This window comes from Pantoea sp. S18, from assembly GCF_045689705.1.
Classification (GTDB): Bacteria; Pseudomonadota; Gammaproteobacteria; order Enterobacterales; family Enterobacteriaceae; genus Pantoea; species Pantoea symbiotica.
The window spans coordinates 3,700,666-3,724,504 of record NZ_CP142688.1 but is presented as its reverse complement, the minus strand read 5'-3'; the positions used below and the strand labels follow the sequence as shown (position 1 = coordinate 3,724,504).

19 protein-coding genes and 1 tRNA gene are annotated in these 23,839 nt (G+C 53.4%); 11 read left to right on the top strand and 9 right to left on the bottom strand.

The features are described 5' to 3' along the window. Positions 1 to 534 precede the first annotated feature (534 nt). Both VIJ98_RS17210 and VIJ98_RS17205 read left to right on the top strand, forming a co-directional pair. Positions 535 to 2,010, top strand: a complete 1,476-nt coding sequence (locus VIJ98_RS17210) for a SulP family inorganic anion transporter (RefSeq protein WP_323275205.1) — start codon at positions 535 to 537, stop codon at positions 2,008 to 2,010. 294 nt (positions 2,011 to 2,304) lie between these two features. Further along, the gene (locus VIJ98_RS17205; RefSeq protein WP_061720376.1) at positions 2,305 to 3,729 is read left to right on the top strand and encodes a sensor domain-containing diguanylate cyclase; all 1,425 of its coding nucleotides are present in this window, start codon (positions 2,305 to 2,307) and stop codon (positions 3,727 to 3,729) included. Positions 3,730 to 3,743: 14 nt separating this feature from the next. Here the strand turns inward: VIJ98_RS17205 and ddlA are convergent, their stop codons facing one another. Beyond that, complete coding sequence (gene ddlA / locus VIJ98_RS17200; protein WP_323275201.1) at positions 3,744 to 4,838, bottom strand: D-alanine--D-alanine ligase; 1,095 nt, start codon at positions 4,836 to 4,838, stop codon at positions 3,744 to 3,746. A gap of 267 nt (positions 4,839 to 5,105) precedes the next feature. Here ddlA and VIJ98_RS17195 point away from each other — a divergent pair, with 267 nt between their 5' ends. From VIJ98_RS17195 to VIJ98_RS17180, 4 genes are all read left to right on the top strand, one after another. Then, positions 5,106 to 7,418, top strand: a complete 2,313-nt coding sequence (locus VIJ98_RS17195; protein ID WP_323275199.1) for a type I secretion system permease/ATPase — start codon at positions 5,106 to 5,108, stop codon at positions 7,416 to 7,418. Continuing rightward, positions 7,415 to 8,656, top strand: coding sequence for an HlyD family type I secretion periplasmic adaptor subunit (locus tag VIJ98_RS17190; RefSeq protein WP_008103450.1), 1,242 nt, complete (start codon positions 7,415 to 7,417; stop codon positions 8,654 to 8,656). Before VIJ98_RS17195 ends, VIJ98_RS17190 begins: the two co-directional genes overlap by 4 nt. 5 nt (positions 8,657 to 8,661) lie before the next feature. Then, on the top strand, positions 8,662 to 10,557 hold the full coding sequence (locus VIJ98_RS17185) for a TolC family protein (protein ID WP_323275196.1): 1,896 nt from the start codon (positions 8,662 to 8,664) through the stop codon (positions 10,555 to 10,557). Positions 10,558 to 10,899: 342 nt separating this feature from the next. Continuing rightward, positions 10,900 to 11,604: an MgtC/SapB family protein gene (locus VIJ98_RS17180; RefSeq protein ID WP_323275195.1), complete on the top strand. Its 705-nt coding sequence runs from the start codon at positions 10,900 to 10,902 to the stop codon at positions 11,602 to 11,604. Positions 11,605 to 11,706: 102 nt separating this feature from the next. Here the strand turns inward: VIJ98_RS17180 and VIJ98_RS17175 are convergent. Next, a tRNA-Ile gene (locus VIJ98_RS17175) sits at positions 11,707 to 11,782 on the bottom strand. A 189-nt stretch (positions 11,783 to 11,971) separates the two neighbouring features. Continuing rightward, positions 11,972 to 12,754 carry an SDR family oxidoreductase gene (locus VIJ98_RS17170; protein WP_323275193.1) on the bottom strand — a complete coding sequence of 261 codons (783 nt, stop codon included), beginning with the start codon at positions 12,752 to 12,754 and terminating at the stop codon, positions 11,972 to 11,974. A gap of 134 nt (positions 12,755 to 12,888) precedes the next feature. Here VIJ98_RS17170 and VIJ98_RS17165 point away from each other — a divergent pair, with 134 nt between their 5' ends. Continuing rightward, positions 12,889 to 13,476 carry a TetR/AcrR family transcriptional regulator gene (locus tag VIJ98_RS17165; protein WP_323275862.1) on the top strand — a complete coding sequence of 196 codons (588 nt, stop codon included), beginning with the start codon at positions 12,889 to 12,891 and terminating at the stop codon, positions 13,474 to 13,476. Next, positions 13,473 to 13,988 carry a G/U mismatch-specific DNA glycosylase gene (gene mug, locus VIJ98_RS17160; protein ID WP_110867320.1) on the top strand — a complete coding sequence of 172 codons (516 nt, stop codon included), beginning with the start codon at positions 13,473 to 13,475 and terminating at the stop codon, positions 13,986 to 13,988. The genes VIJ98_RS17165 and mug overlap by 4 nt, the downstream gene beginning before the upstream one ends. A gap of 63 nt (positions 13,989 to 14,051) precedes the next feature. Here the strand turns inward: mug and rpoD are convergent, their stop codons facing one another. The 3 genes from rpoD to rpsU form a co-directional block, all read right to left on the bottom strand. Then, positions 14,052 to 15,893 carry an RNA polymerase sigma factor RpoD gene (gene rpoD / locus VIJ98_RS17155; RefSeq protein ID WP_008103440.1) on the bottom strand — a complete coding sequence of 614 codons (1,842 nt, stop codon included), beginning with the start codon at positions 15,891 to 15,893 and terminating at the stop codon, positions 14,052 to 14,054. Positions 15,894 to 16,180: 287 nt separating this feature from the next. Then, positions 16,181 to 17,926: a DNA primase gene (gene dnaG, locus VIJ98_RS17150; RefSeq protein ID WP_008103438.1), complete on the bottom strand. Its 1,746-nt coding sequence runs from the start codon at positions 17,924 to 17,926 to the stop codon at positions 16,181 to 16,183. 118 nt (positions 17,927 to 18,044) lie between these two features. Next, positions 18,045 to 18,260 carry a 30S ribosomal protein S21 gene (gene rpsU, locus VIJ98_RS17145; RefSeq protein WP_008103436.1) on the bottom strand — a complete coding sequence of 72 codons (216 nt, stop codon included), beginning with the start codon at positions 18,258 to 18,260 and terminating at the stop codon, positions 18,045 to 18,047. A gap of 281 nt (positions 18,261 to 18,541) precedes the next feature. On the opposite strand from rpsU, the gene tsaD reads away from it, so the two are divergent. Further along, entirely contained in the window at positions 18,542 to 19,555 is a 1,014-nt protein-coding gene (tsaD, locus tag VIJ98_RS17140) for a tRNA (adenosine(37)-N6)-threonylcarbamoyltransferase complex transferase subunit TsaD (RefSeq protein ID WP_061720458.1), read from the top strand. Between the two features lie 30 nt (positions 19,556 to 19,585). Here tsaD and plsY read toward each other — a convergent pair whose 3' ends face one another. After that, positions 19,586 to 20,185 (bottom strand): glycerol-3-phosphate 1-O-acyltransferase PlsY, encoded by a 600-nt coding sequence (plsY, locus tag VIJ98_RS17135; RefSeq protein ID WP_061720459.1) that lies wholly within the window; start codon positions 20,183 to 20,185, stop codon positions 19,586 to 19,588. 107 nt (positions 20,186 to 20,292) lie between these two features. On the opposite strand from plsY, the gene folB reads away from it, so the two are divergent. Together folB and bacA are read left to right on the top strand one after the other, a co-directional pair. Beyond that, positions 20,293 to 20,652 (top strand): bifunctional dihydroneopterin aldolase/7,8-dihydroneopterin epimerase, encoded by a 360-nt coding sequence (gene folB, locus VIJ98_RS17130; RefSeq protein WP_008103431.1) that lies wholly within the window; start codon positions 20,293 to 20,295, stop codon positions 20,650 to 20,652. A gap of 191 nt (positions 20,653 to 20,843) precedes the next feature. Next, positions 20,844 to 21,662: an undecaprenyl-diphosphate phosphatase gene (gene bacA / locus VIJ98_RS17125; RefSeq protein ID WP_008103429.1), complete on the top strand. Its 819-nt coding sequence runs from the start codon at positions 20,844 to 20,846 to the stop codon at positions 21,660 to 21,662. A gap of 18 nt (positions 21,663 to 21,680) precedes the next feature. On the opposite strand, the gene VIJ98_RS17120 is transcribed toward bacA, so the two are convergent. Continuing rightward, the gene (locus tag VIJ98_RS17120; protein ID WP_323275187.1) at positions 21,681 to 22,913 is read right to left on the bottom strand and encodes a multifunctional CCA addition/repair protein; all 1,233 of its coding nucleotides are present in this window, start codon (positions 22,911 to 22,913) and stop codon (positions 21,681 to 21,683) included. Positions 22,914 to 23,055: 142 nt separating this feature from the next. Continuing rightward, on the bottom strand, positions 23,056 to 23,679 hold the full coding sequence (locus VIJ98_RS17115; RefSeq protein WP_008103426.1) for a TIGR04211 family SH3 domain-containing protein: 624 nt from the start codon (positions 23,677 to 23,679) through the stop codon (positions 23,056 to 23,058). Positions 23,680 to 23,839: the final 160 nt, after the last annotated feature.

Below are 23,839 nucleotides of genomic sequence, written 5' to 3'. Positions count from 1 at the left end.
TGCCTTGCTGACGCAATGGCAGTGAATCACACTAATCATAAATTTTATAATTAGGAATCTTCCCAGCTCAAAAGGTTTAATTCTTATCGCCACTTGAAAGGCACAGCATTATTACGTGTATATTTTTGTAATTGCATCACGAATATTATATTTAAAGATGCCCTTATTTAACTGTTAATAATGATTTTTATCGATCTCGCCCAATGCTTGTCTACTTGCATAAATTTACCTAATTCATACATTTATTGAAGTTTTGTTTACAAAAAGACGCATTTTGTCGACTTCAGAAATATTCCTGATGCAACACTATGCTTAAGCGTCTATAAACAATTTTTGTGAGGAAGTTCTGTTTTAATCCTCGATTGCGCTCCATAGCCGCGTTAAATGACGTCGCTATTTACCTGAAAAAGATATTTTTAAACGTTGGGATAAGATTATTGTGACGCCCCTGAAACCCTTATTAGCGATAAATCGCAGTCTGGCTTTCCAGCGCCGAGAGCGGTTAATTCAGCAATCTGCAGAGGAATCAACGCCATGAATTTAAGCACGCTTCGTCAGGATATTCCGGCTGGTTTGGTGGTGTTTCTGGTCGCGCTGCCGCTCTGTCTTGGCATCGCGCAGGCGAGTGGATTGCCACCCTTTGCTGGTCTGTTAACCGGTGTGATTGGCGGTTTGCTGGTTACTGCGCTGAGCCCGTCGCGCTTTGCCGTCAGCGGCCCGGCGGCGGGTTTGGTGACGATTGTGGTCGCATCGATCGCCACGCTAGGAAGCTTTTCCGCCTTTCTCACCGCGCTGATTCTGGCGGGTGTGTTGCAGTGCCTGTTTGGCTTACTGCGTGCCGGACGTTTTATCGCGCTGGTGCCGAGCAGCGTGATTAAAGGCATGCTGGCGGCGATTGGTATTCTGCTGATCATGCAGCAAATTCCGGTGGCATTCGGCGCGGCCGGCGATGCCGAGCTGCTGTCGCTGGTTAACGGAGAATTTCAATTCTCGCGCAGCGCGATGCTGGTTGCTGGCGTGGGTTTAATCATTCTCTGGCTGTGGACCACGCCGCTGATTAAATCGGTTAAAGCGCTGAGCTGGATGCCCGGTCCGCTGGTGGCGGTGCTGGTGGGCTGTGCCGCCACGGTATTTGGCGATCGTCTGTTCCCGGCGCTGGCAGAAGGCTTACCGCGCATCACGCTACCTGCGTTCGATAGCATGTCGGCGCTGATTGCGGAGCTGGAAACGCCAGACTGGCAAGCGTGGCAGAACCCTGCGGTGTGGATGGTGGCGATAACGCTGGCGCTGGTCGCGAGCCTTGAAACCCTGCTCAGCCAGGAAGCGCTGAAGAAACTGCGTCCGCAAAATCCCGCTCCTTCTCCCAACAAAGAGATGTTTGCGCAGGGCGTTGGTAACCTGACGGCTGGTTTCCTGGGCGCAATGCCGATTACTGCGGTGATCGTGCGCAGTTCGGTGAACGTGAGCGTTGGCGCGCAAACCAAGCTGTCGATTCTGATTCATGGTGTGCTGCTGTTAATCTGCGGCCTGTGGTTCAGTAATCTGCTCAACGCGATTCCCCTTGCCAGCCTCGCGGCGGTACTACTTTATACCGGCTATAAGCTGGCCACGCCGCGCCTGTTCATTGAGCAGATACGCATGGGGCCGCAGCAATATGTGCCATTCCTTGCCACTATCGGCGGGATTATTGTGTTTGGCATGCTGGCCGGCATTGGAATTGGCATCGCTACCCAAATTCTCTACAGCATCTATAAAAGCCATCGCAACGCCTTGCAGCTCACGCGTCATGATGGCCACTACGTTTTACGCCTCAAGCAAAATCTGACCTTTATGCACAATCCGAAACTGCAGGGATTGCTGGCGGAGATTCCGGAAAACAGCGTGGTCGTTGTGGATAACGATAACGCCGAGTATATGGATCCCGACGTTAAAGCGGTGCTAAAAGACTTTGGTGAAAACGCGCGTGAACGTGGCATTCGTCTGAGTCAGTGGCCTGTTGCGGTGAAATAGCAATAAGTCTGCGCTGGAATAGCGGTTTTAAAACGAAAAATCGGATATCTCGGATAGCCGATTTTTTCATTTACAGGGCATAATTGCCGCAAGTTTGATCCTTTGTCTCTGGCGTTTCCACAATGCCATTTGGCCCGACGCTGCTGTTTATGGCAGGTTGAGCGCCGCCCAGCCGCAGAGTAGGATGACGAACACTTGCTTAATTACCGAATCATCGCACGGTTATTTCCGGTTTAATGCTTGCTGATGCCTATGGCTGATGGCGGCACTTTCCAGGTTACAGGGTTCAGACGTATGCGCGTTATGCTGTTTGAAGAGAATAATTTTAAAAAGAATGCTCTCACGCTGTTCTTCATTACGCTGTTTTTCTGCTTTATCGGCAGCCATTTACGCATCCCCGAAGAGTTCTCGCTGTTCTGGCCGGTGAATGCGCTGGTGGCGGGACTGATAGTGCGGAATCCGTTTTTGCACACCACTTCCAGTTATCTGGTGTGTTTCAGTGCGATGGTTTTTAACGACACGGTATTTTCCGGCTGGGCGCTACCGGCGTTTACCGTCAATTTTGCTAATATTCTGTTTATCCTCGTCGCGGTCAGCATGCTGATCAAACATCTGCAGCGTCCTTCCGCTAACAGTCAGGTGTTCAATGCGATGCGCATTTTTCCCGCCTGTTTTCTTGGTGCGGCGGCGTGTGCAACCTGGGGCGCATGGGCGCAGGATATCGATTTCAATGCGCGCTTTATCGTGGCGTGGGGCGACTGGTTTAGCGAACAATTCTCCACTTCGCTGATGTTGCTGCCGGTGATGCTGGCGCGCCCGCTGCGCACGGTCTCACCGCGCACCTTGCTGCATCCCGGCAAACTGCTGCCGCTGGCGGCGGTCATCTTGTCGCTGATCGTTGGAGCATTGATTGGCGGGGCAGGCAGCCTGACATTCCCGGTTCCTGCGCTGATCTGGTGCGCTATCGTGTTGCCGATTCCGTTGACCAGTTTGGTGATCCTGATAACCGGAATCACCGAGATTGTGCTGGTGTCGCACGGCGTCATGAACATTCAGGGTGACGATGCGCTGCTGCCGATTAGCCATCTCACCTCCGCACGCCTCGGCGTCGCTACCGTCGCGCTCAGCCCATTGCTGGTGGCGGTGAGCATGGATGCCATCCGCCAGCTGAATCATCGCCTTGCTCTGCGCGCTAATTTTGATTTCCTCACCCAATTGCTGTCCCGTTCCGGTTTGTATGAAAGTTTGAGAAATGAACCTTTTTCGTTACAGCGGGAAGCGGGCGTAGTGATGCTCGATGTCGACTATTTCAAAGCCATAAACGACAATTTCGGCCACGATGCCGGTGATTGCGTATTGGAAGAGATTGCGCGGCGCATTCAGCGCGTGGTCGGTAATCGTGGCATGGTGTGTCGATTTGGTGGGGAAGAGTTTGTGATGGTGATGTTCGATTGTAGCCATAGCCAGCTCTATCAACTTGCTGAGACAGTGCGCCAGGCGATGGTTAAAGAGAAGTTCTGGATTCAGGGCAACACGGTAACGGTAACCGCCAGTTTAGGTCTGGCGCGCGGCAGTGCGCAGAGCGAACGTGAATGGCCTGGCGTAATTAATCGTTTAGTGTCAGCGGCGGATAAGAATCTCTATCTCTCTAAACGTAATGGCCGTAATCAAACCTCACCGGCGATGGAGCCGCGAAGCATGATGAATGACGTGGCCTGAGCCACGTCCGCCTTTTACACGCTGCTTTTCAGTTGGCTGGTCTGCTGATGGCGCTGCTGTGCCAGCTCGATCAGACGTGAAATCAGATCGCTGTAGCTTAAGCCCGCCGCCTGCCATAACTTCGGATACATGCTGATGTTGGTGAAGCCGGGCAAGGTGTTCACTTCATTAACAATGATCTCGCCGCTTTCCGTCAGGAACACGTCAACACGCGCCATACCAAAACACTCCAGCGCCTGAAACGCGGTAATCGCCACTTGACGAATTGCCTCGCTGGCTTCACCGCTGATCGCTGCTGGCACCATCACTTGCGCGCCGCTTTCGCTGATGTATTTGGTATCGTAAGAGTAGAAGGCATCATGGACTACCACTTCGCCGCACGGGCTGGCTTCTGGTGCATCGTTGCCGAGCACCGCACACTCAATCTCGCGTCCCTTGATCCCTTGCTCGATTAAGACTTTGCGGTCAAACGTAAAGGCCAGATCCAGTGCGGCATCGAACGCTTCAGCGCTGTCGACTTTGCTCACGCCGACGGACGATCCCTGATTAGCCGGTTTGATAAACAGCGGCAGACCAAAGCGCGCAATCACGGCCTCAGCATTAATACTCGCGCGCTGTGCCTGCGTCACGCTTAGCCAGGGGGCGACGTTCAGCCCGGCATCACGCAGCAGGCGCTTGGTGAAATCTTTGTCCATGCTGACCGCAGAACCGAGCACGTCAGAGCCGACAAACGGCAGATTCGCCATGCGCAATAAGCCCTGTAGCGAACCATCTTCACCCAGCGTGCCGTGCACGATGGGGAAAATGACATCCAGTTGTGACAGCGGCTGCGCCTGCTGACGGGTAATCAGCTGCTGGGACGAACTTCCCGGTACCAGCGCGACATTTTCACCTGAACGATTAAGGGCAATCAGCTTCGGATTCTCAGCGTTGAGCAAGAATCCCGATGCATCATTGAGATGCCATTCACCCTGTTTATCGATCCCCAGTAACACCACGTCATACTTGCTCTTATCGATGGCTTCGAGGATGTTTTTGGCTGATTGTAACGACACTTCATGCTCGGCTGATTTGCCGCCAAACACGATCCCTACGCGCTGTTTTACCATTGCTATTTGTCCGATTGCGATAAAGCGAGCCAGTAAGATAACACGCCCAGGACAGCCATCAACAGCCTTGCTTTTTCCTACGTAACGCCGCGCAAAACAGCCCCTCTCAGCGCCCTTGGTCACGAGTTTAAACAATTATTCATAACCGTTTGAGACAAGTCTTGGACGGCTGAAAACCTGCCTTCTGTCAGAATTTTCCCAATTCAAACAGGTGCAACGGTGGGCAATGTGCTCACCGTTTTTTGTCAGGTTTACAGGAGTCGGGAAATGGTCGACCAGAAGCAGGATGCTGTGGAGCAGGATGCGCGTTCTGTTGCTCGTATTGAAACCACGGTGGATGACACGTTATTAAAAAGCGTGGCTTGGATCTGCAAACACTACAAACGCGAGAAAAGTGAAGAAGCGCTGGTGGCAGGGTTGCCAAAAGCGACATTGCTCTCCCCATCACAAGCCATGACAGCGTTAGAGAATGCCGGTATCACAGGCGGCATGGTCGAGCGTCGTCTACAGGATCTTCCAGAACAGTTAATGCCGATGATTCTGCTGCGCAAAGAGGGCGGCGGTTGCATTGTTCTGTCACGTCGAATTCATACCAATGAGGAGAACCAACGCGAGTTGCGCTTCCAACTGGTGATGCCAGAAGTCAGCGCGGCCGCAGTCGAGATGAGCCTGGCAGAACTCAATGAGATCTACGCCGGCTTTGCTGTTATGACGAAGCCCACGGCGATCATTGATGAGCGCGCCAGTGAAATGCTGCCGGAAGTTAAGGGCCATTGGCTATTTAGCACGTTGTGGCGTTATCGCCGTTATTACCGCAGCGCCGCAATTGCAGCGGTATTGATCAACGTCCTCGGTCTTTCCAGTATCTTCTTTACCATGAACGTTTATGACCGCGTGGTACCGAACCAGGCATTCGTGACGTTGTGGTCATTGGCGATTGGCGTCACCATTGCGATGATCTTCGAAGCGGTCACGCGTTTCGTACGTGCGCATCTGCTGGATATGGCCGGTAAAAAAGCCGATTTAGTGCTCGGCAGTATGCTGTTCCGCCAGGCGCTTTCCATCCAGATGGAGCATAAACCGGCTTCCTCGGGTACCTTCGCCAACCAGATTCGTGAGTATGAATCGGTACGTGACTTCGTGGCGTCCGCCACGCTGGCGGCGATTTCCGATCTGCCCTTCATTCTGATGTTTGTCGGCGTGATCTTCTTTATCAGCGGTCCGCTGGCGATCATTCCACTCATGATGATCCCGCTGATCATCATCGTCAGTGCGGCGATCCAGTGGCCACTGGCGCGCATCATGAAAGAGAATTTGCGTGACGCCTCACTGAAACAAGGTGTGCTGATCGAGTCGGTTGAAGGTATGGAAACGCTGAAAGCAGTTGGCGGTGAAGCGCACATGCAGCGCCGCTGGGAAAACTTCAGCGCACTGCAATCGGCTAACTCAATGAAATCCAAACGTTACTCAACGCTGGCAACCGGCGTGGTGACGTTCCTGCAGCAGTTCCAGACGGTGATGTTGGTGGTTGCCGGTGTTTATCTGATCAACGAAGGCACCTTTACCATGGGTGCGATGATCGCCACCGTAATGTTAGCCAGCCGCGCCACCGGCCCGCTCGGTCAGGTTATTGGTCTGGCGGTACGTTATCAGCAGGCAAAAGCAGCATTAACCTCACTTAACAAGCTGATGGAGATGCCTGTCGATCGTGACAGCAGCAAAACCTATCTCACCGATCCTCCGCTGAGTGGCGAGATCACGCTAACCAACGTCAACTTCTCCTATCCGGCACCACCAATGAAGCCAAACCCGGAGATCCTCAAAGATATCTCGTTGAGCATCAAAGCCGGAGAACGCATAGCGATTCTCGGCCGCATCGGTAGCGGTAAATCCACCTTATTACGTGTGATGGCGCGTCTCTACCAGCCGGTGAAAGGCCAGCTTTCAGCCGATGGTCTGGATGTAAACCAGATTGATCCTGCGGACTGGCGCAAGGCTGTTGGCTTTGTCGGGCAGGATGCGCGCCTGTTCTACGGCACGCTGCGCGAGAACGTGATGATTGGGCGTCCAGACGCTACCGCTAATGAGCTGCTGCGCGTGCTGAATCTCACCGGTTTGGATCATGTCGCCGCACGTCATCCAAGCGGGATCAATTTAACGGTCGGCGAGGGCGGTGAAGGCTTGTCCGGCGGTCAACGTCAGTTGGTTTCTCTGGCGAGAACACTGTTAACGCGTCCCAAAGTACTGCTGATGGATGAGCCAACCAGCGCCATGGATAGCATGACGGAAAATCAGTTCCTCGCGCACTTACGTCGTGCCAGTGAAGGACACACGTTGATTGTCGTGACGCATCGCCCATCCATTCTGGCGCTGGTTGATCGCATCATCGTGGTGGAAGAAGGAAAAGTGGTCGCGGACGGACCTAAAGAGCAGGTTCTGGCGGCGCTGGAAGGAAAAAATAAAGCGCGCCAACAACCGCGTCAGGCGGTTGAACCGGCGGTACGTGAGCCAGCTCCCGCTAACGATGCTTCGGCGGTGTCAATGCCAGCGGAAGCAGCAGCAGAGGAGGCTGCAGTATGAGCAAGTTAATGCCATGGCGTAAGAGCGCGAAAGGGATGTCCGCCGCTGATGCCGAATTTATGAATGACGTGCAGGCTTCTCTGCTTTCACAAACCACGCCCGGTTCCAAGCTGGTGATGTGGATCATCATCGCGGTGTTAGGCGTGGGCATTACCTGGGCCAACTACGCGCGAGTGGAAGAGATCACCAAAGGCGATGGCAAGGTCATTTCACGCAGTCGTGAACAGGTCATTCAAAGCCTGGAGGGCGGCATTCTGGCGGAAATGAATGTGCGTGAAGGTACGGTGGTGGATCGCGGTGATGTGCTGCTGAAAATTGACCCGACGCGCGCGCAATCCAGCTATCGCGAAGTCCTGAGCAAAGTGGTGGGTCTGAAGGGGAGTATTGCGCGCCTTCGTGCTGAAGCCTATTCACTACCACTGGCGTTTGATGAGCAGGTGAAGAGCGATCCAGCTGTGGTGGCGCAGGAAACCAAAGCCTATGAATCGCGTAAACGTGCGTTAAGTGACAGCATCAACTCATTGCAACGTAGTTACGCACTTTCGATGCGTGAGATTCATCTGGCTGAGCCATTAGCGGCCAAAGGTCTGTTGTCGGAAGTCGAGTTACTGCGTATGCAGCGTCAGGCAAATGACATCCAGGCGCAAATCGTTGAACGTCGTAACCGCTATCAATCTGATGCTCACACCGAGCTGGGCCGCCTGGAATTAGAACTGAGCCAGGTGAGCGAAAACCTTATTGGTCGTGCCGATATCGTTGATCGCACCACGATTGTGGCGCCGGTGCGCGGTACGGTGAAGAACGTGCGCGTGAATACCATTGGCGGGGTTATTCAGCCTGGTGAGCACATCCTCGAAATCGTTCCTCTGGAAGAGCAGTTGCTGGTGGAAGGGAAAATCCGTCCGTCGGATGTCGCCTTCCTGCGCCCTGGTTTGCCTGCGAAGGTGAAAATCACTGCCTATGACTTTGCCATTTATGGCGGACTTGATGGGCACGTGGAGTACATCAGTCCGGACACGTTGAAAGACGATCAAAAAGCGGCCAGTGGACGCCCGGATGATACCTACTATCGCGTACTCATCCTGACGGATAAGAGCACGCTGCACGCGGGTAACAAAGATCTGCCAATCATTCCCGGCATGATCGCCACCGTCGAGGTGCGCACGGGTGAGAAAACCATTCTCGATTACCTGCTGAAGCCGGTCCTGAAAGCCAAAGAAGCATTCCGCGAGCGTTAATAATCATGAAAAATAATAACAAGATGCGCCATGCACAGGCGCGTCATTTCTCTCTGCTTGCCGTTTGTATTGCGGTGGTGATGGCACCTGCTGTCAACGTAATGGCTGATTCCACCAGTGAGTTGATGATGTTTGCGGAAATGAGTGGTCAACGTCCAGTGGCTCCGGCTCCGGCTCCAGCTCCAGCGCCGGTGCGAACTCAGCCTTTGCCGGTTCCTGTGGCACCAGTGTCTGCTCCACCGGCATCTGCGGCAAACGTTGCGCGACCAGTAATCGCTACGCCAGCGCAGCAGCCGATCTTCGCTGAAAGGCAGATACCTGCGGCCGCTATTACTCAGCCGGTTCAGCCGTCAGCTGCGCCAATCGCACCGGCTGCGATAGCTGAAGCTCCGCAACAGCTTAAGGCCGTCGAACGTGCGGCAACGATCAGCGCCAACCCGAGTCAGCCGACTGAAATTCAGGGTGGCGGTTTCCTGACTGAGGAACAGCGTCGTCCCGAGCCAAAGCCGTTCAATCCGCTGCAACCGGCGCGGAACGTGAGTCAGCCTCAACCTGCGCAAACCTCAACTTATGCTCCAGTGGAAAGCCCACAGGCAAATATCAATTTTGTAAGCACGCCTTCAGCCGATGCTGCAGTGACTTCCCCGGTGACGCTGAGCGGTGGGGCTAATGAAACGGTTGCCGAGAGTGAAATTCGTCAAAAGTTTCTCTCAGCGGCGCGCATTACCTGGCGTATTAGCCCCTCGCTGAAGTCCTACATCGCTCAGGGTGATGCGGCTGAAGCCAGCGTAGATGAAGCAAAAGGCCAGCGCTGGCCGCAGGTTGATGTCAGCGCCGCATCCGCCACCAAAGAGTTTGGTAGTGGCACGAAGAATTATGAATACCAGGGGAATACGCCATCATTAGGTGTTTCAGTGGCGACCAACCTTATCGACTTTGGCCAAACCAGTCGCACCATTGAAAGTCGTGAAGAGCGTGTGACTTCTGCACTGCAATCAGTGCAGGCACAGCGTGAAGATCTGGCGATGCAGGTAAGTAATGCATTGATTGAGTGGAATAAACAGCAGCACGTCATTGCCATCAGCAAACAATATCTGGGGCGTATGGCAGAACTGACTAAAATGCTCAGCGGCATTGTTCAGTCAGATACCGGACGTCGTAGTGAACTGACGCAGGCAAAAGGGCGCTTGCTGCAAGCGCAAAGCTATCTGGAAAATGCCGAATCGCGCGCACGTGATGTAGAAATCACCCTGAATCGCCTGATGGGCAACAGCCGCGTGACTTTACCAGCCAGCGATAAGTGGGCACTTTCCTTTGGCGATTTAAATCGCCAGCTGACTAGTCTAGACGTGCATCCATTGATCTTGCGCGCCAGCGCCGAAGAGCGAGCGGCCTTCAAAGAGGCGGAGGCGATCAAAGCTTCTGGTCTGCCAAAGCTCAACTGGACAGTTAGCAAAAACACCCGTGAAGATCAGCTCGGGCGACAGCAGGCATGGCAAACCGGCCTCAACGTGAGCTGGGGCTTATTCCGCGGCGGTTCAACCAATGCACAGGAAATTGCGGCGATTAAGCGTGCCGAAGCGAGCCGTCAGCAGGTGCAGGAGCAGCGCCGCGATCTGGAAAACCGTGTACGCGCTGCCAGCCAGAATGCACACTCAACAGCGGAACGCGCCGTGCTGTACAAAAACCTGATTGTGGAATCCGACCGTATTCGTAAGGACTTCTTTGATCAGTGGTATCACTTAGGCCGCCGCTCATTGCTGGACGTATTGAGTGCAGAAAGCGATCTGTACAACAACCAGGTCAGTGAAGTCAGCAACCGTTTTGATAGCTATGCCGCCATTATCAGCGGATATGCTAACTCCGGCACGCTGAGTCGTTGGTTAACGACCGGACGTTAAACTGGAAAATAAACCCGCCTCGGCGGGTTTCTTGTCCTTAACCCAACGTAAACGAACGGGCTTTTTGAGTTGGCAACGCGGCGCAAACCACTTTAGAATCGCGGCGAATTTTTACCCAAGAGGAGAACGGCATTGGACACTTGTCCCAAACGATTACAGCAGGACCTCGCGGTAAGATAGCTTTCACGCTGTCTTAACTGCGCGTTAAGACGGTGGATTTCCTTCCAGAATCACCCCTTTTCATAAGCACAATGCAGCTGATTCCCAGCGGTATTCGCACTGTCTGTAATCCATTTTTAACCTGTTGTTCCGCAAATAAAGAGCTGCGGAGTGAGGTCTATCATGGATTGGAAAATCTTTTTACTGCGCGTCACAGTCGCGCTGGTTTTGGGGGCGCTGATCGGCAGTGAGCGCCAGTTACGTCAACGCATGACCGGATTGCGCACCAATGCGCTGGTCAGCACTGGCGCATGTCTCTTCGTTCTGATGACACAAAGCGTGCCGGGCATTGCCACCGATGCGTCGCGCGTTGCAGCCTATGTGGTATCCGGTATCGGTTTTCTCGGTGGCGGCGTGATCATGCGGGACGGCTTAAACATTCGTGGATTGAATACCGCAGCCACCTTGTGGTGCACCGCCGCCATTGGCGTGCTGTGCAGCATGGGATTGCTGCTGGAGGCAACAATCGGCTGTATGGTCATTCTGTGCGCGAACATTCTGCTGCGTGAACTGGCTTTGGGGATCAACCGCCAAACCATCGTCTCAGCCGCCGAAGCGATACAACACTACAAAGTACAAATCATCTGCCTCGCGCAGGATGAAGTTCAGGTTCGCAGCTTGATGCTGCACACGCTCGGCGGCAGCGGCTTACGCCTGCAATCACTGCACAGTGAAGACATGGATCCGCCGCATCGCATGGAGGTGAGTGCCGAGGTGATTGGTAATCCGACGTTAACTGACCAACTTGAAAGCCTGGTGAGCCGTATTAGCCTGGAGAAAGGGGTGAGTTCGGTAAGATGGCAGGTGAGTGAGTTGGAGCGTGATTAGTCTTTTGGCAAACGTGACGCCATTTAATCGCCACTTTGAATGAAAAAGAAAAAAGCCACCTTGAGATAGGTGGCTTAATTATATGAATTTATTCGCTAAATTTGGTGGCCCCTGCTGGGTTTGAACCAGCGACCAAGCGATTATGAGTCGCCTGCTCTAACCACTGAGCTAAGGGGCCAGCGGAGCGGGGATTATAGAGTATCTTGTTGGGGTGATCCAGAGTTCACCATTTGGATGGTGAAAATTACAGCAATGGCTGACTCTTTGATCTCAAAAAGAAAATTCTACTATCCCACGCTCTATCGCTTATTAAGCGCCCAATCATCAGCGTTTTTTGAGACCAGGCTCATTCGAAAGTTTGTCGATACTATAAATAGCGCGTTGCAGGCTTGTTGAGCGAGATGAAGGGCAATATGGCGATGCGTGCCTCTTCGTAGTTCTGCCAAAGCTGCACATCTTCCACGGATGGGATCGTCACCAGCTCGCCCGCATCAAGTCCACGCAGCGCTGCCGAGACTAAATCATCCACTTCCATCAGCATCTCTGCGGGAAGGTCATTAATGGATTTTCCTGCACGCTCAAAGATCTCAGTGCGCGTTAAGCCTGGCAACACAGCCTGCATACGCACACCGCTTTCGGCTAATTCTCGGTGAAGATTACGAGTCAGGGAAAGCACATACGCTTTGCTGGCGTTGTATGCGCCATTGGCTGATTCACTCACTAACGCTAGCACCGAAGCAATATTCACAATCGTGCCATTGCGACGTGCACGAAATGCCTGTGCAGCACTGTGGGCCAGCTGTGTTAGCGCAACGATATTTAACGTCAGCATGGTTTGTATTTTCGCGATATCACCGTCAATGAATTCGCCTTCGACAGTCATACCAGCATTGTTTACCAGCAGCGTAATCGCTTTGTTTTGCTGGATTTCGCGATCAACTCTTAGCAAATCATCGTGGTTGGTGAGGTCGGCAGCCAGCACGCTGACTTCAACGCCATGCGCTTCACGCAGCGATTGTGCCAACAGATTGAGCCTGGCTTCATCGCGTGCCACTAGAATCAGGTTTGTGCCACGTGCTGCCAGTTGTTTCGCATAAGTCGCGCCAATTCCGCTTGATGCGCCGGTGATTAAAGCCAGTTGTTGTGACATGGTGTGTTCCTCTAAATGATGGTTATCATATTTACGATATTTAATATGACGATCATAATATTTGTCGTCAAGCTAGAATATGATGGTTGTAATAATTACACTGATTGCCATCAACGATGTCGGAGTCAATGAAGATGGAAAAGCTGAGCCATAAAGCGCGTACACGACAGCGCATTCTGGATGAAGCCTCGGTGGTGATGCGCGAGAACGGCACTGAAAGCATTGGCGTAGCGGCGCTGATGAAGCGCGTCGGTTTAACGCACGGCGGATTTTATGCCCATTTCGCCTCCCGCGAAGATCTGGTACAAGCGGTGATCGCTGAGATGTTTGCCGATTCAGCGCGACGCTTTGCGGATATCACCTCAATTAACGATCCCGCTGAACGACTGAATCAGCTGGTTGATAGCTATTTATCCGAGCAGCATTGCAACACGCCGGGTGAAGGCTGTCCGCTGCCTGCGCTGGTGAGTGAGATGGCGCATTTACCCGTCGAGGCACGTACGTTATTTTCACAGCGACGTGAAGCGATGCGGCAGCGTTTGGCGTTGACGCTACGCGAGCTTAATCATCCGCATGCGGATGACGCGGCGACCACCATGTTGGCTGAGATGGTTGGTTCGGTGGCAATGGCACGAGCTTGTCCGGACGACGAGGAAGCGCGCACTATGCTGGCGAGCAGTCGTCGATCGGTAAAACAACGCGCCGGACTGGAGATGGCATGAGCGAGCACGATATCCGCGACATCATCGCGCCTGATTTACAGGTGCTGTTTTGTGGCATCAATCCGGGCAAGTCGTCGGCGCACACTGGATTTCACTTCGCCCATCCCGGCAATCGTTTCTGGAAGGTGATTTATCAGGCCGGCTTTACGCGCGAGTTACTCAAGCCCGAGCAGGAGCAGCGGCTGCTGGAAACCGGCTGTGGCATTACCATGCTGGTGGAGCGTCCGACGGTGCAGGCTAACGAGTTGGACGGCGATGAATTACGCGATGGTGGTTCACGCTTGCAGCAAAAGATTTTGCACTATCAACCGCGTGCCTTGGCGGTGTTGGGCAAAGATGCCTTCCAGAAAGCATTTCGTCAGCGCAAAGTTGAGTGGGGCGAGCAGCCGCAAACGCTGGGTGAAACGCGTTTGTGGGTGCTGCCTAATCCGAGCGGGTTAAATCGTGCGACGCTGGAAGAGATGGCCGCATCCTATCGTCAACTGCATGATTGGCTGCAAAGTAATGCTTGATAGAGTGACTCTTCAGGTAATAAAAAACCCCGGCAAGCCGGGGTTTTTTCGTCTCGACAAAGATTAATCGTCGAGGAAGCTACGCAGTACTTCTGAGCGGCTTGGGTGACGCAGTTTACGCAGCGCCTTGGCTTCGATCTGACGAATACGCTCACGCGTTACATCAAACTGTTTGCCAACCTCTTCCAGCGTGTGGTCGGTGTTCATATCGATACCGAAACGCATACGCAGAACTTTCGCTTCACGCGCGGTTAGGCCAGCCAGCACGTCGTGAGTCGCTGAGCGCAGGCTTTCCGAGGTAGCGGAATCCAGCGGCAGTTCCAGCGTGGTGTCTTCGATAAAATCGCCCAGATGCGAATCTTCATCATCACCAATCGGCGTCTCCATAGAGATTGGCTCTTTAGCAATTTTCAGCACCTTGCGGATCTTATCTTCAGGCATCAGCATACGTTCAGCCAGCTCTTCCGGCGTCGGTTCGCGGCCCATTTCCTGCAGCATCTGACGCGAAATACGGTTGAGTTTGTTGATGGTCTCAATCATATGCACCGGAATACGGATGGTGCGCGCCTGGTCAGCGATAGAACGGGTGATAGCCTGACGAATCCACCATGTGGCGTAAGTTGAGAACTTATAACCACGACGGTATTCAAACTTATCAACGGCTTTCATCAGACCGATGTTGCCTTCCTGAATCAGATCGAGGAACTGCAGACCACGGTTGGTGTATTTCTTGGCGATAGAAATAACCAGACGTAAGTTTGCTTCAACCATCTCTTTCTTCGCACGACGCGCTTTCGCTTCGCCGATAGACATGCGACGGTTGATGTCCTTCACCTGCTCGATGGTCAAGCCGGTTTCTTCTTCGATCTGCTGCAGTTTGTACAGCGAACGATTCACATCATCTTCAACTTCCAGCAGCTTCTCAGACCACGGCTTGTTCATCGCCAGCGCGGCTTTGAACCAGCTTGGGTTGGTTTCGTTGCCGGTAAACAGCGTGATGAAGTTTTTCTTCGGCATTTTGCACAGTTCAATACACAGCTTCATGATCAGGCGCTCTTGCGTACGCACGCGCTCCATCATTTCACGCATATTGTTTACCAGGTAGTCGAACTGCTTCGGTACCAGGCGGAACTGCTTGAACACTTCAGAGAGGTTCTGGATTTCGGCTACGGCGTCAGCATGGCTGCGGCCTTTGGCTTTGATGACGGTACGCGTGGTTTCGTACTGCGTGCGCAGGTCGCCAAACTTCTCGCGAGCCAGTTCTGGATCGATTGAGTTATCGTCATCAGAGCTGTCGTCATCGTCTTCATCTTCTTCTTCGTCGTCATCACGGTCTTCCTGCGATAACTCAGAACCGACGTTGGTGGCGGTCGGCGCGATATCTTCTTCAGCGTTCGGATCGATGAAACCGATGATCAAGTCAGACAGGCGAGCATCGCCCGCTTCTACGCGATCGTACTGATCGAGCAGATAGGTGATCGCTTCCGGATATTCGGCTACAGAGCATTGGACCTGGTTGATACCGTCTTCGATGCGCTTAGCGATGTCAATTTCGCCTTCGCGCGTCAGCAGTTCAACGGTACCCATTTCGCGCATGTACATGCGCACCGGGTCGGTGGTACGGCCAATTTCAGATTCAACACTGGATAAAACCTGAGCGGCGGCTTCTGCGGCATCTTCGTCAGTATCGGAGCTGTTTTCATTCAGTATCAGATCATCAGCATCAGGCGCTTCTTCAACAACCTGAATACCCATGTCGTTAATCATCTGGATGATGTCTTCGATCTGATCGGAGTCGACGATATCTTCCGGCAGATGGTCATTGACCTCAGCATAGGTCAAATAGCCTTGCTCCTTACCACGGGTGACAAGTAGCTTAAGCTGTGACTGCGGGTTTTGCTCCATAAGACGGTATCCACACTTCTGTTAATTAGATTGGTGTCGGTCGGCGGCGAAAGCCAACAATAACAGTGAAGGCGTTGTGTTTTTGCCGCTGCCTACATCGCGGCCAGGGCTGAAGCCCATCTATAATCGGCACTTAAGCCGCTTGTGTTCTTTCCGGGCCTGGCTTCAAGGCCAACAGCCCTAATATGTTGATGTTTCCGGCTTCGCTTATCGCGTCTATAAATCCGGAAATCACTGCGCCAGAATGCCGTTTTTAACCTACTTGCGGTTCTGACCCAGTTAAAATCTTATTTTTTCGCTAATGCCTGGCTTAGAGCCCAGAACTCGCGGCGTTCGATGGCACTTAAGCCTTCCGTTCGCTCGCGTGCGATAAGCGCTTCAAGGCGCTGTTCGAGCGCGGAATCGTAAATACTTGCCAGTGAATCCTGGAACACTTCCTCCGCCTCTTCATCCACTATCATGTGGTTCCAGGTGGCCAGTGTTTCAAGGGGCTGGCTAAAATTTGTTCCGCGATATAACTCTAGTAGCTGTCCGGTGGTCAGGCCAGGATTCTCTGTACAACGACTGACTAACTCCACAAATAGCGGTAAACCCGCCATTTTTGACTGCTCCAGTCCATCCAGTGTAGGCACGATGGAGGCAAATTGCGGATTCTGCACTAATAACGCGATCAATACGCGCATGGTGGTGCGCTTCAACGGTGGGGCAGTTGGCAGCACTCCGCTTTCCGCCAGCTTCGGCATCAGCTTGTCTAACTGGTTATCGTCAAGAATCCCGAGTTTATTACCCAACGTTTGACGCATGTAAATGCGCAGCGTTTCACCGGGAATCTGACTGATCAGCGGTAACGCCAGTGTCGCCAGCTTGGTTTTGCCATCGCGTGTACTCAAATCCACTTGCGGCATCAGGCTGTCGAACAGAAACGTGGAGAGCGGTGTAGCCTGCTCCATCCGCGCTTCAAAGGCTTCTTTGCCCTCTTTGCGTACCAGCGTGTCCGGATCTTCTCCATCGGGCAAAAACATAAAGCGTAGCTGACGTCCATCATTCATGTAAGGCAATGCGGTTTCGAGCGTACGCCATGCTGCTTCACGTCCGGCGCGGTCGCCGTCGTAACAGCAAATCACGGTATCCGTTGAGCGGTAAAGCAGCTGAACGTGTTCAGCGGTGGTCGAGGTGCCCAGCGATGCAACGGCATAATCGATGCCAAATTGCGCCAGCGCCACCACGTCCATATAACCTTCGACAACCAGCAAACGCGTGGGTTGCGGATGATTTTTCTGCGCTTCATAAAGTCCGTATAACTGGCGGCCTTTATGGAAAATCGGCGTTTCAGGCGAGTTCAGATACTTCGGCGTATCGTTGCCCAGCACGCGGCCACCAAAACCAATCACGCGGCCACGCTTATCGCGAATAGGGAACATCACGCGATCGCGGAAGCGATCGTAGGTGCGGCCTGAGTCATTGCTGACCAACATGCCCGCTTCCATCAGTGATTCGCGATCGTCTTTCTGCTGCCCAAAGCGCTTCAGAGCATTATCCCAACCGGCAGGCGCATAGCCGATAGCGAAGTGATCGATCACTTCCTGACTAAGACCACGCGTGGCGAGATAATTCTGTGCAGATTGCGCTTGTGGATTACGCAGGCTCTGTTGATAGAAGCCGTTCAGGCCATCCAGCAACTGATAAAGACTTTGACGTTGATGGCGCTCCATCTGGCTAGGACCATTGCCCGCTTCATATGGCACTTCTAAGCCATGAAGCGTGGCCAGCTCCTCAACGCTCTCAACAAATTCCAGACGATCGTGATTCATCAGGAAGTCGATGGCGTTACCTTTGGCGCCACAGCCGAAGCAGTAATAAAACTGCTTCTCACCGCTTACGGTGAAAGAGGGGGTTTTCTCGTTATGGAAAGGACAGCACGCGTGATAGTTCTTACCCTGCTTTTTCAGCTTAACGCGGGCATCGATAATATCCACGATGTCCGTGCGGGCAAGTAAGTCGTTGATAAATATGCGTGGAATTCGTCCAGCCATAAGCCCCGATTTTTCAGCTCATAAACGACAACAAGCCGCGCTTCCTTTCGGAAAGCACGGCCTTTTACTTGACTCTGTCTGCGTTTATCACGCGGCGGAAGCAAGCTTCCGCAAGAAATTAGTACAGACGAGTGCGGCGTGCGTTTTCGCGAGCCAGTTTCTTGGCATGACGCTTAACTGCAGATGCTTTAGCGCGCTTACGCTCAGTGGTAGGCTTCTCGTAGAACTCACGGCTACGAACTTCTGCCAAAACACCTGCTTTCTCGCATGAACGCTTGAAGCGACGCAGTGCTACGTCGAACGGCTCGTTTTCACGTACTTTAATTACCGGCATGTAACTCTTACCTCGATAAAATTCGGTTTTTGCTGCTGACTGCGGCGCCAGCACATTTCAAAATGGTGCAGCATTTTACTCCAGCCGCGGCCGACTTGTAAAGCACCATGTATAATTTAGAACCAACAGGGGCAAATGCCATCGCGGCTGCCGGTTTTTTCAGGCCGTGGAGTATAGCGCACTCTTTGTGCGACAGAAAAACACTTTTTCAGGGGCAAAGTCTCTGGCGTGAGAATTGCCTGTGTTACACTGCGCGCCGCACGAAGAGGGTGATAAAAGCTATGCGAGTTCTGGGTATTGAAACGTCCTGCGATGAAACCGGCATCGCGATCTATGACGATGCGTCCGGTCTGCTGGCAAATCAACTATATAGCCAGGTGAAACTGCATGCCGATTACGGCGGAGTGGTGCCGGAACTGGCATCGCGTGACCACGTCCGTAAAACCGTGCCGCTGATTCAGGCGGCACTGAAAGAAGCAGGCCTTGAACCACAACAGATTGATGGCGTTGCCTACACTGCCGGACCCGGATTGGTGGGCGCGCTGCTGGTTGGCGCCACCATTGGTCGTGCGCTGGCGTTCGCCTGGAATGTGCCGGCGGTGCCGGTGCATCACATGGAAGGGCATCTTCTGGCGCCAATGTTGGAAGAAAATCCGCCGGAATTCCCGTTTGTTGCGCTGCTGGTTTCCGGCGGACATACACAATTGATCAGCGTGACCGGAATTGGTGAATACACCTTACTGGGCGAATCGATTGACGATGCGGCAGGCGAAGCGTTTGATAAAACTGCCAAGCTGCTGGGGCTGGATTATCCCGGCGGACCGATGCTGTCGCGTATGGCGCAGCAGGGCACACCAAACCGTTTCCGCTTCCCACGGCCAATGACCGATCGTCCGGGGCTGGATTTTAGCTTCTCCGGCCTGAAAACCTTTGCAGCGAACACCATTCGCGAGCATCAGGGCGACGAGCAAGCCCGCGCGGATATTGCCCGTGCGTTTGAAGACGCGGTGGTTGATACCTTAATGATTAAATGCAAACGCGCGCTCGAGCAAACCGGCTTCAAACGCTTGGTGATTGCGGGTGGCGTCAGCGCGAACCGCACGCTGCGGGAGCGCATGGCTGAGATGATGCAAAAGCGTGGCGGCGAAGTGTTTTATGCACGCCCTGAGTTTTGTACTGATAACGGCGCGATGATTGCTTACGCTGGCATGGTGCGCCTCAAAGGCGGCACCAGTGGTGGGCTCGGCGTCAGTGTGCGTCCGCGCTGGCCGCTGTCTGAATTACCCGCCATCTAAAACGAAAAAACCGGCCTCGTGCCGGTTTTTTTATTTCTTCTTTTTCCGCTTCCAGATCTTATTTTCCTGACCGCGCCACAGGCGCTGGATGTTGTCGTGGTGCCGTAACAGAATCAGGCACGAGAGCATCGAAACGGGGAAAGTGAATTGCGGTTTGAACCACCACACATAAAACGGTGCAATCAGCGCGCTGACAATCGCGCCGAGCGATGAATAGCCGCTCAGCAGCACCGTCAGCAGCCAGGTGCCGGTCATTAATCCCGTCAAATCCCAGCCAATCGGCGCAATCGCACCAAAGGCGGTCGCCACGCCTTTACCGCCGCGAAAACGAAAGAACACCGGATAGATGTGGCCCAGACAGGCGGCAATCGCCGTGAGGCCAAGATAGAGCGGGGCAACGTGCAGCAGATAAGCGATCCACACCGGCAGCATGCCTTTTGCCACATCGAAGATCAGCACTGCGGCAGCGGCGGCTTTGCCACCAATGCGTAAAACGTTGGTCGCGCCAGGATTGCCTGAGCCTTGCGAACGCGGATCGGGTAAACCAGCCAGTTTACAGACCAGTATCGCACTGGAAATCGAGCCGCAAAGATACGCGAAAATAATCATACCAAGCGCGATAGCACTCATAGCCTCGTACCGTTCCTTTTGGGTCGTTTTGTTCTCGATAAGCGTGGATAATACGCATAATCCGCCGGAAGTGGTATCCGGCTTAGCCAAAAACAGAGACTGACATCATGGATATCGTATTTATCGAGCAGCTTACCGTGTTCACGACTATTGGCGTTTACGACTGGGAACAGGGCATGCAGCAGAAGCTGGTGCTCGATGTCGAAATGGCGTGGGACAACCGTCAGGCCGCGGCCAGCGACGATGTGAATGATTGCCTGAGCTACGCCGATGTCACCGAAGTGATCCTCAATCATCTGCAAGGTCAGCGTTTTGCCCTGGTTGAAAGGGTGGCAGAAGAAATCGCCGATCTGTTGATGAATCGTTTCAAAACCCCCGGAGTACGTATAAAGGTAGGTAAACCGGGCGCTGTAGCCCAGGCGGCCAGCGTTGGCGTGCGTATTGAGCGCGGGACTATTCCGAAATAAAACTTCCGTGATTGCCATCACAATGAAACCAAACCAAATTATGGTGTGTCTCACTTGAGGCCGTTGCGCTAACGAGCAGGAAGTTACCGAATTTCTTAAGGTTTCCTTCAGCGTGACGCAGGCATAATTTCAGGCGGTAGCCCTTTGCGACCGCCTTTTTACTGTTTAAAACGGATAGAGGAAATATTTTGATGGCAGACATTCACCAGCTTTGGGTAGCTGCAATCCTGGGGGTTGTAGAAGGCCTCACGGAATTCCTGCCGGTCTCTTCCACGGGCCACATGATAATTGTTGGTCATCTGTTGGGTTTTGAAGGCCAGACCGCTGAAACCTTCGAAGTTGTGATTCAACTCGGTTCCATCCTCGCAGTGGTCGTGATGTTCTGGCGCCGCCTGTTTGGTTTGATCGGCATTCACTTCGGTGAGGTCAAACATGAAGGTGTTGGTACAGGTCGATTGACGCTGATTCATATTCTGTTGGGCATGGTGCCGGCGGTGGTGATTGGTTTGCTGCTGCACGACCAAATCAAAACGCTGTTTAACCCGATCAACGTGATGTATGCGCTGGTAGTCGGCGGTGTGCTGCTGCTGGTGGCGGAATACTTCAAGCCTAAGCAACCTAAAGCAGTTGGCGTTGACGATATCACTTATCTGCAAGCGTTTATGATTGGCTGCTTCCAGTGTCTGGCGCTGTGGCCGGGCTTCTCGCGCTCAGGTGCGACGATTTCTGGCGGTATGCTGATGGGCGTGAGCCGTTATGCGGCGTCGGAGTTCTCGTTCATTCTGGCGGTGCCGATGATGATTGGTGCAACCGGACTGGATCTCTACAAGAGCCTCGGCTTCCTGACAATGCAGGATTTCCCGATGTTTGCCGTCGGTTTTGTCACCGCCTTCGTTGTGGCGCTGCTGGCGATCAAAGTGTTCCTTGAGCTGATCAAGCGTATTTCGTTTGTCTCTTTCGCTATCTACCGCTTCATTGTTGCGGCCGTGGTTTACGCCATCTTTATGTAAGTCAGCCCGCGCGGCCGGTTACACTGGCCGCGCGTTAATCAATTCCGCCTGCAGCACCGCAACACGCCGACGCGTCAACTCTTCCCGCACTTCTGCCCCTTTAAAGCCTGCTGCAACCACATCTTTGGTGGGTACCGCTTGCGCCAGCGCAAACGCCAGACGCAAATAGTCGCCTTGCGGATAAGCCATGCTTTCCAGACCCGCCCGCCCGCGCGCATCCGCTTCGCTGGTCAGCGCCATTTTCTCCACGCGATCGGGCTTGCGCCAGGCATCGATACGATCAAAAAGCGCGATTAATGCGTCAGCCGGCTGGCGTTCAATGGTGTGCACCACGTCATGGAATTCGGTCACCACTAACGCCAAATCACGCACCTGATTCGGCACGCGCAGGCGCTGGCAAAGCGCTTCAACAATCGGCACGCCCGCGAGGCCATGACCATGATGGCTCGGCCATTTTTCCGGTGGCGTCAGCGCTTTACCGACATCGTGAAACAGCGTAGCGAAACGCACATCAAGTTGATCCGAGAGCGCGGCGGACATCGCCAGCGTCATCAGCGCATGGATGCCGGTATCAATTTCAGGATGCCATTTGATCGGTGCCGGAATGCCATACAGGTTATCGATTTCCGGGAACAGCACCTGCAGCGCGCCGCAATCACGCAGCACCTGGAAATAGACCTGTGGATTGCGCGTCAGCAACGCTTTTTCCGTCTCTTTCCACACGCGTTCTGCGGTGAGATGCGCCAGTTCGCCGCTGATCGCCATTTCACTCATCAGCGCCTGGGTTTCATTGGCAATACGGAAATTTAGATGGGCAAAGCGGGCGGCGAAACGCGCCACGCGTAATACGCGCAGCGGATCTTCGTTAAAGGCGGCGGAAACGTGGCGCAGCTGGCGTTGTGCCAAATCGCGCTGACCGCCATAAGGATCAATCAGCTCGCCGCTGTCGCTTTGGGCGATGGCATTGATGGTGAGATCGCGGCGCTGTAGATCTTGCTCGAGCGTGACATCCGGCGCGAACTGCGTCACAAAACCGGTGTAACCGTTGCCGCTTTTGCGTTCCGTACGCGCCAGCGCATACTCTTCACGGCTGCGCGGATGCAAAAAAACCGGAAAATCCCGGCCAACCTGCTGATAACCTTCTGCCAGCATCGAATCTGGCGTCGCGCCAACAACCACCCAATCTCTATCTTTTACCGGCAAACGCAGTAAGGCATCGCGCACTGCGCCACCGACCAGAAACGTCTTCACTCAACCACTCCAGAGGCAAATCAGAAATTGCGTGCTGAACACGCTTGTTACTTTATTGTTGCATACTTTGGCTAAATATCGGGCACGCCAAAAAGGGCATCTTACGATCCCCTTAAATAAAAGAACAAATCTGCGTGGCGCGTTAGTTCATCCAGCGATCGTTTTTCTTGCGGCGCGGCACCATATGCGGCAGCAACAGACCCAACAGCAGACCAACGCCCAACACGCCGCCACCATACATAAACCACTGCATGATGATGGTGCGCTGCTTGTCATCCAGCTGTACGTTGGCGGCACTCACTTTCTTCTGCGCGACAATCAGCTCATTTTTCAGCTTCTGATTCTCGGCTTTCAGGCCATCAATGGTGCCGTCGCTGTTGGCGACTTTGTTTTGCATCTCGGACGTGCGCTGATTCCAGCTGTTATCAATATTCGCCAGCTTGGCCGTCAGGTCTTTAACCTGCTGCTCCAGCTGCGGTACGCGGGTACGCAGGCTTGGATTGGCGCTCAGCTGCGACAGTGGAATCCAGTTGGTTTTGCCTTCTGCATCACGAATCTGACCATATTGAGAATCGTTGTTGGTCTGCAGCAAGGTGACTTCCTCTCCGGCGTTCAGCTTACCGATCAGGCGATATTGATCGCCCGGACCGCTGCGCACCCAAGTGGACAATTCATCGGAGATGTAACGCTTTTCGTCAGCAGCATGAGCAGGCGTGATGGCGCTGAAAGCCAGCAAAGAAAGGGCAGCAAGTGTGATTTTTTTCATTCGATGTCGTTTTTTCTTAATGGCGTAAAATTACCGGCACAGTCTGGAGACGCTTCTCAAAAATCTGAATGAGAACTATCCTGGTCTCAATCCGGTGCGAAAAGGGTCGTAAAAGCACAAGAAAGCGGAGACAGCGGGCTTCCGGTGCATTACTCTTCGC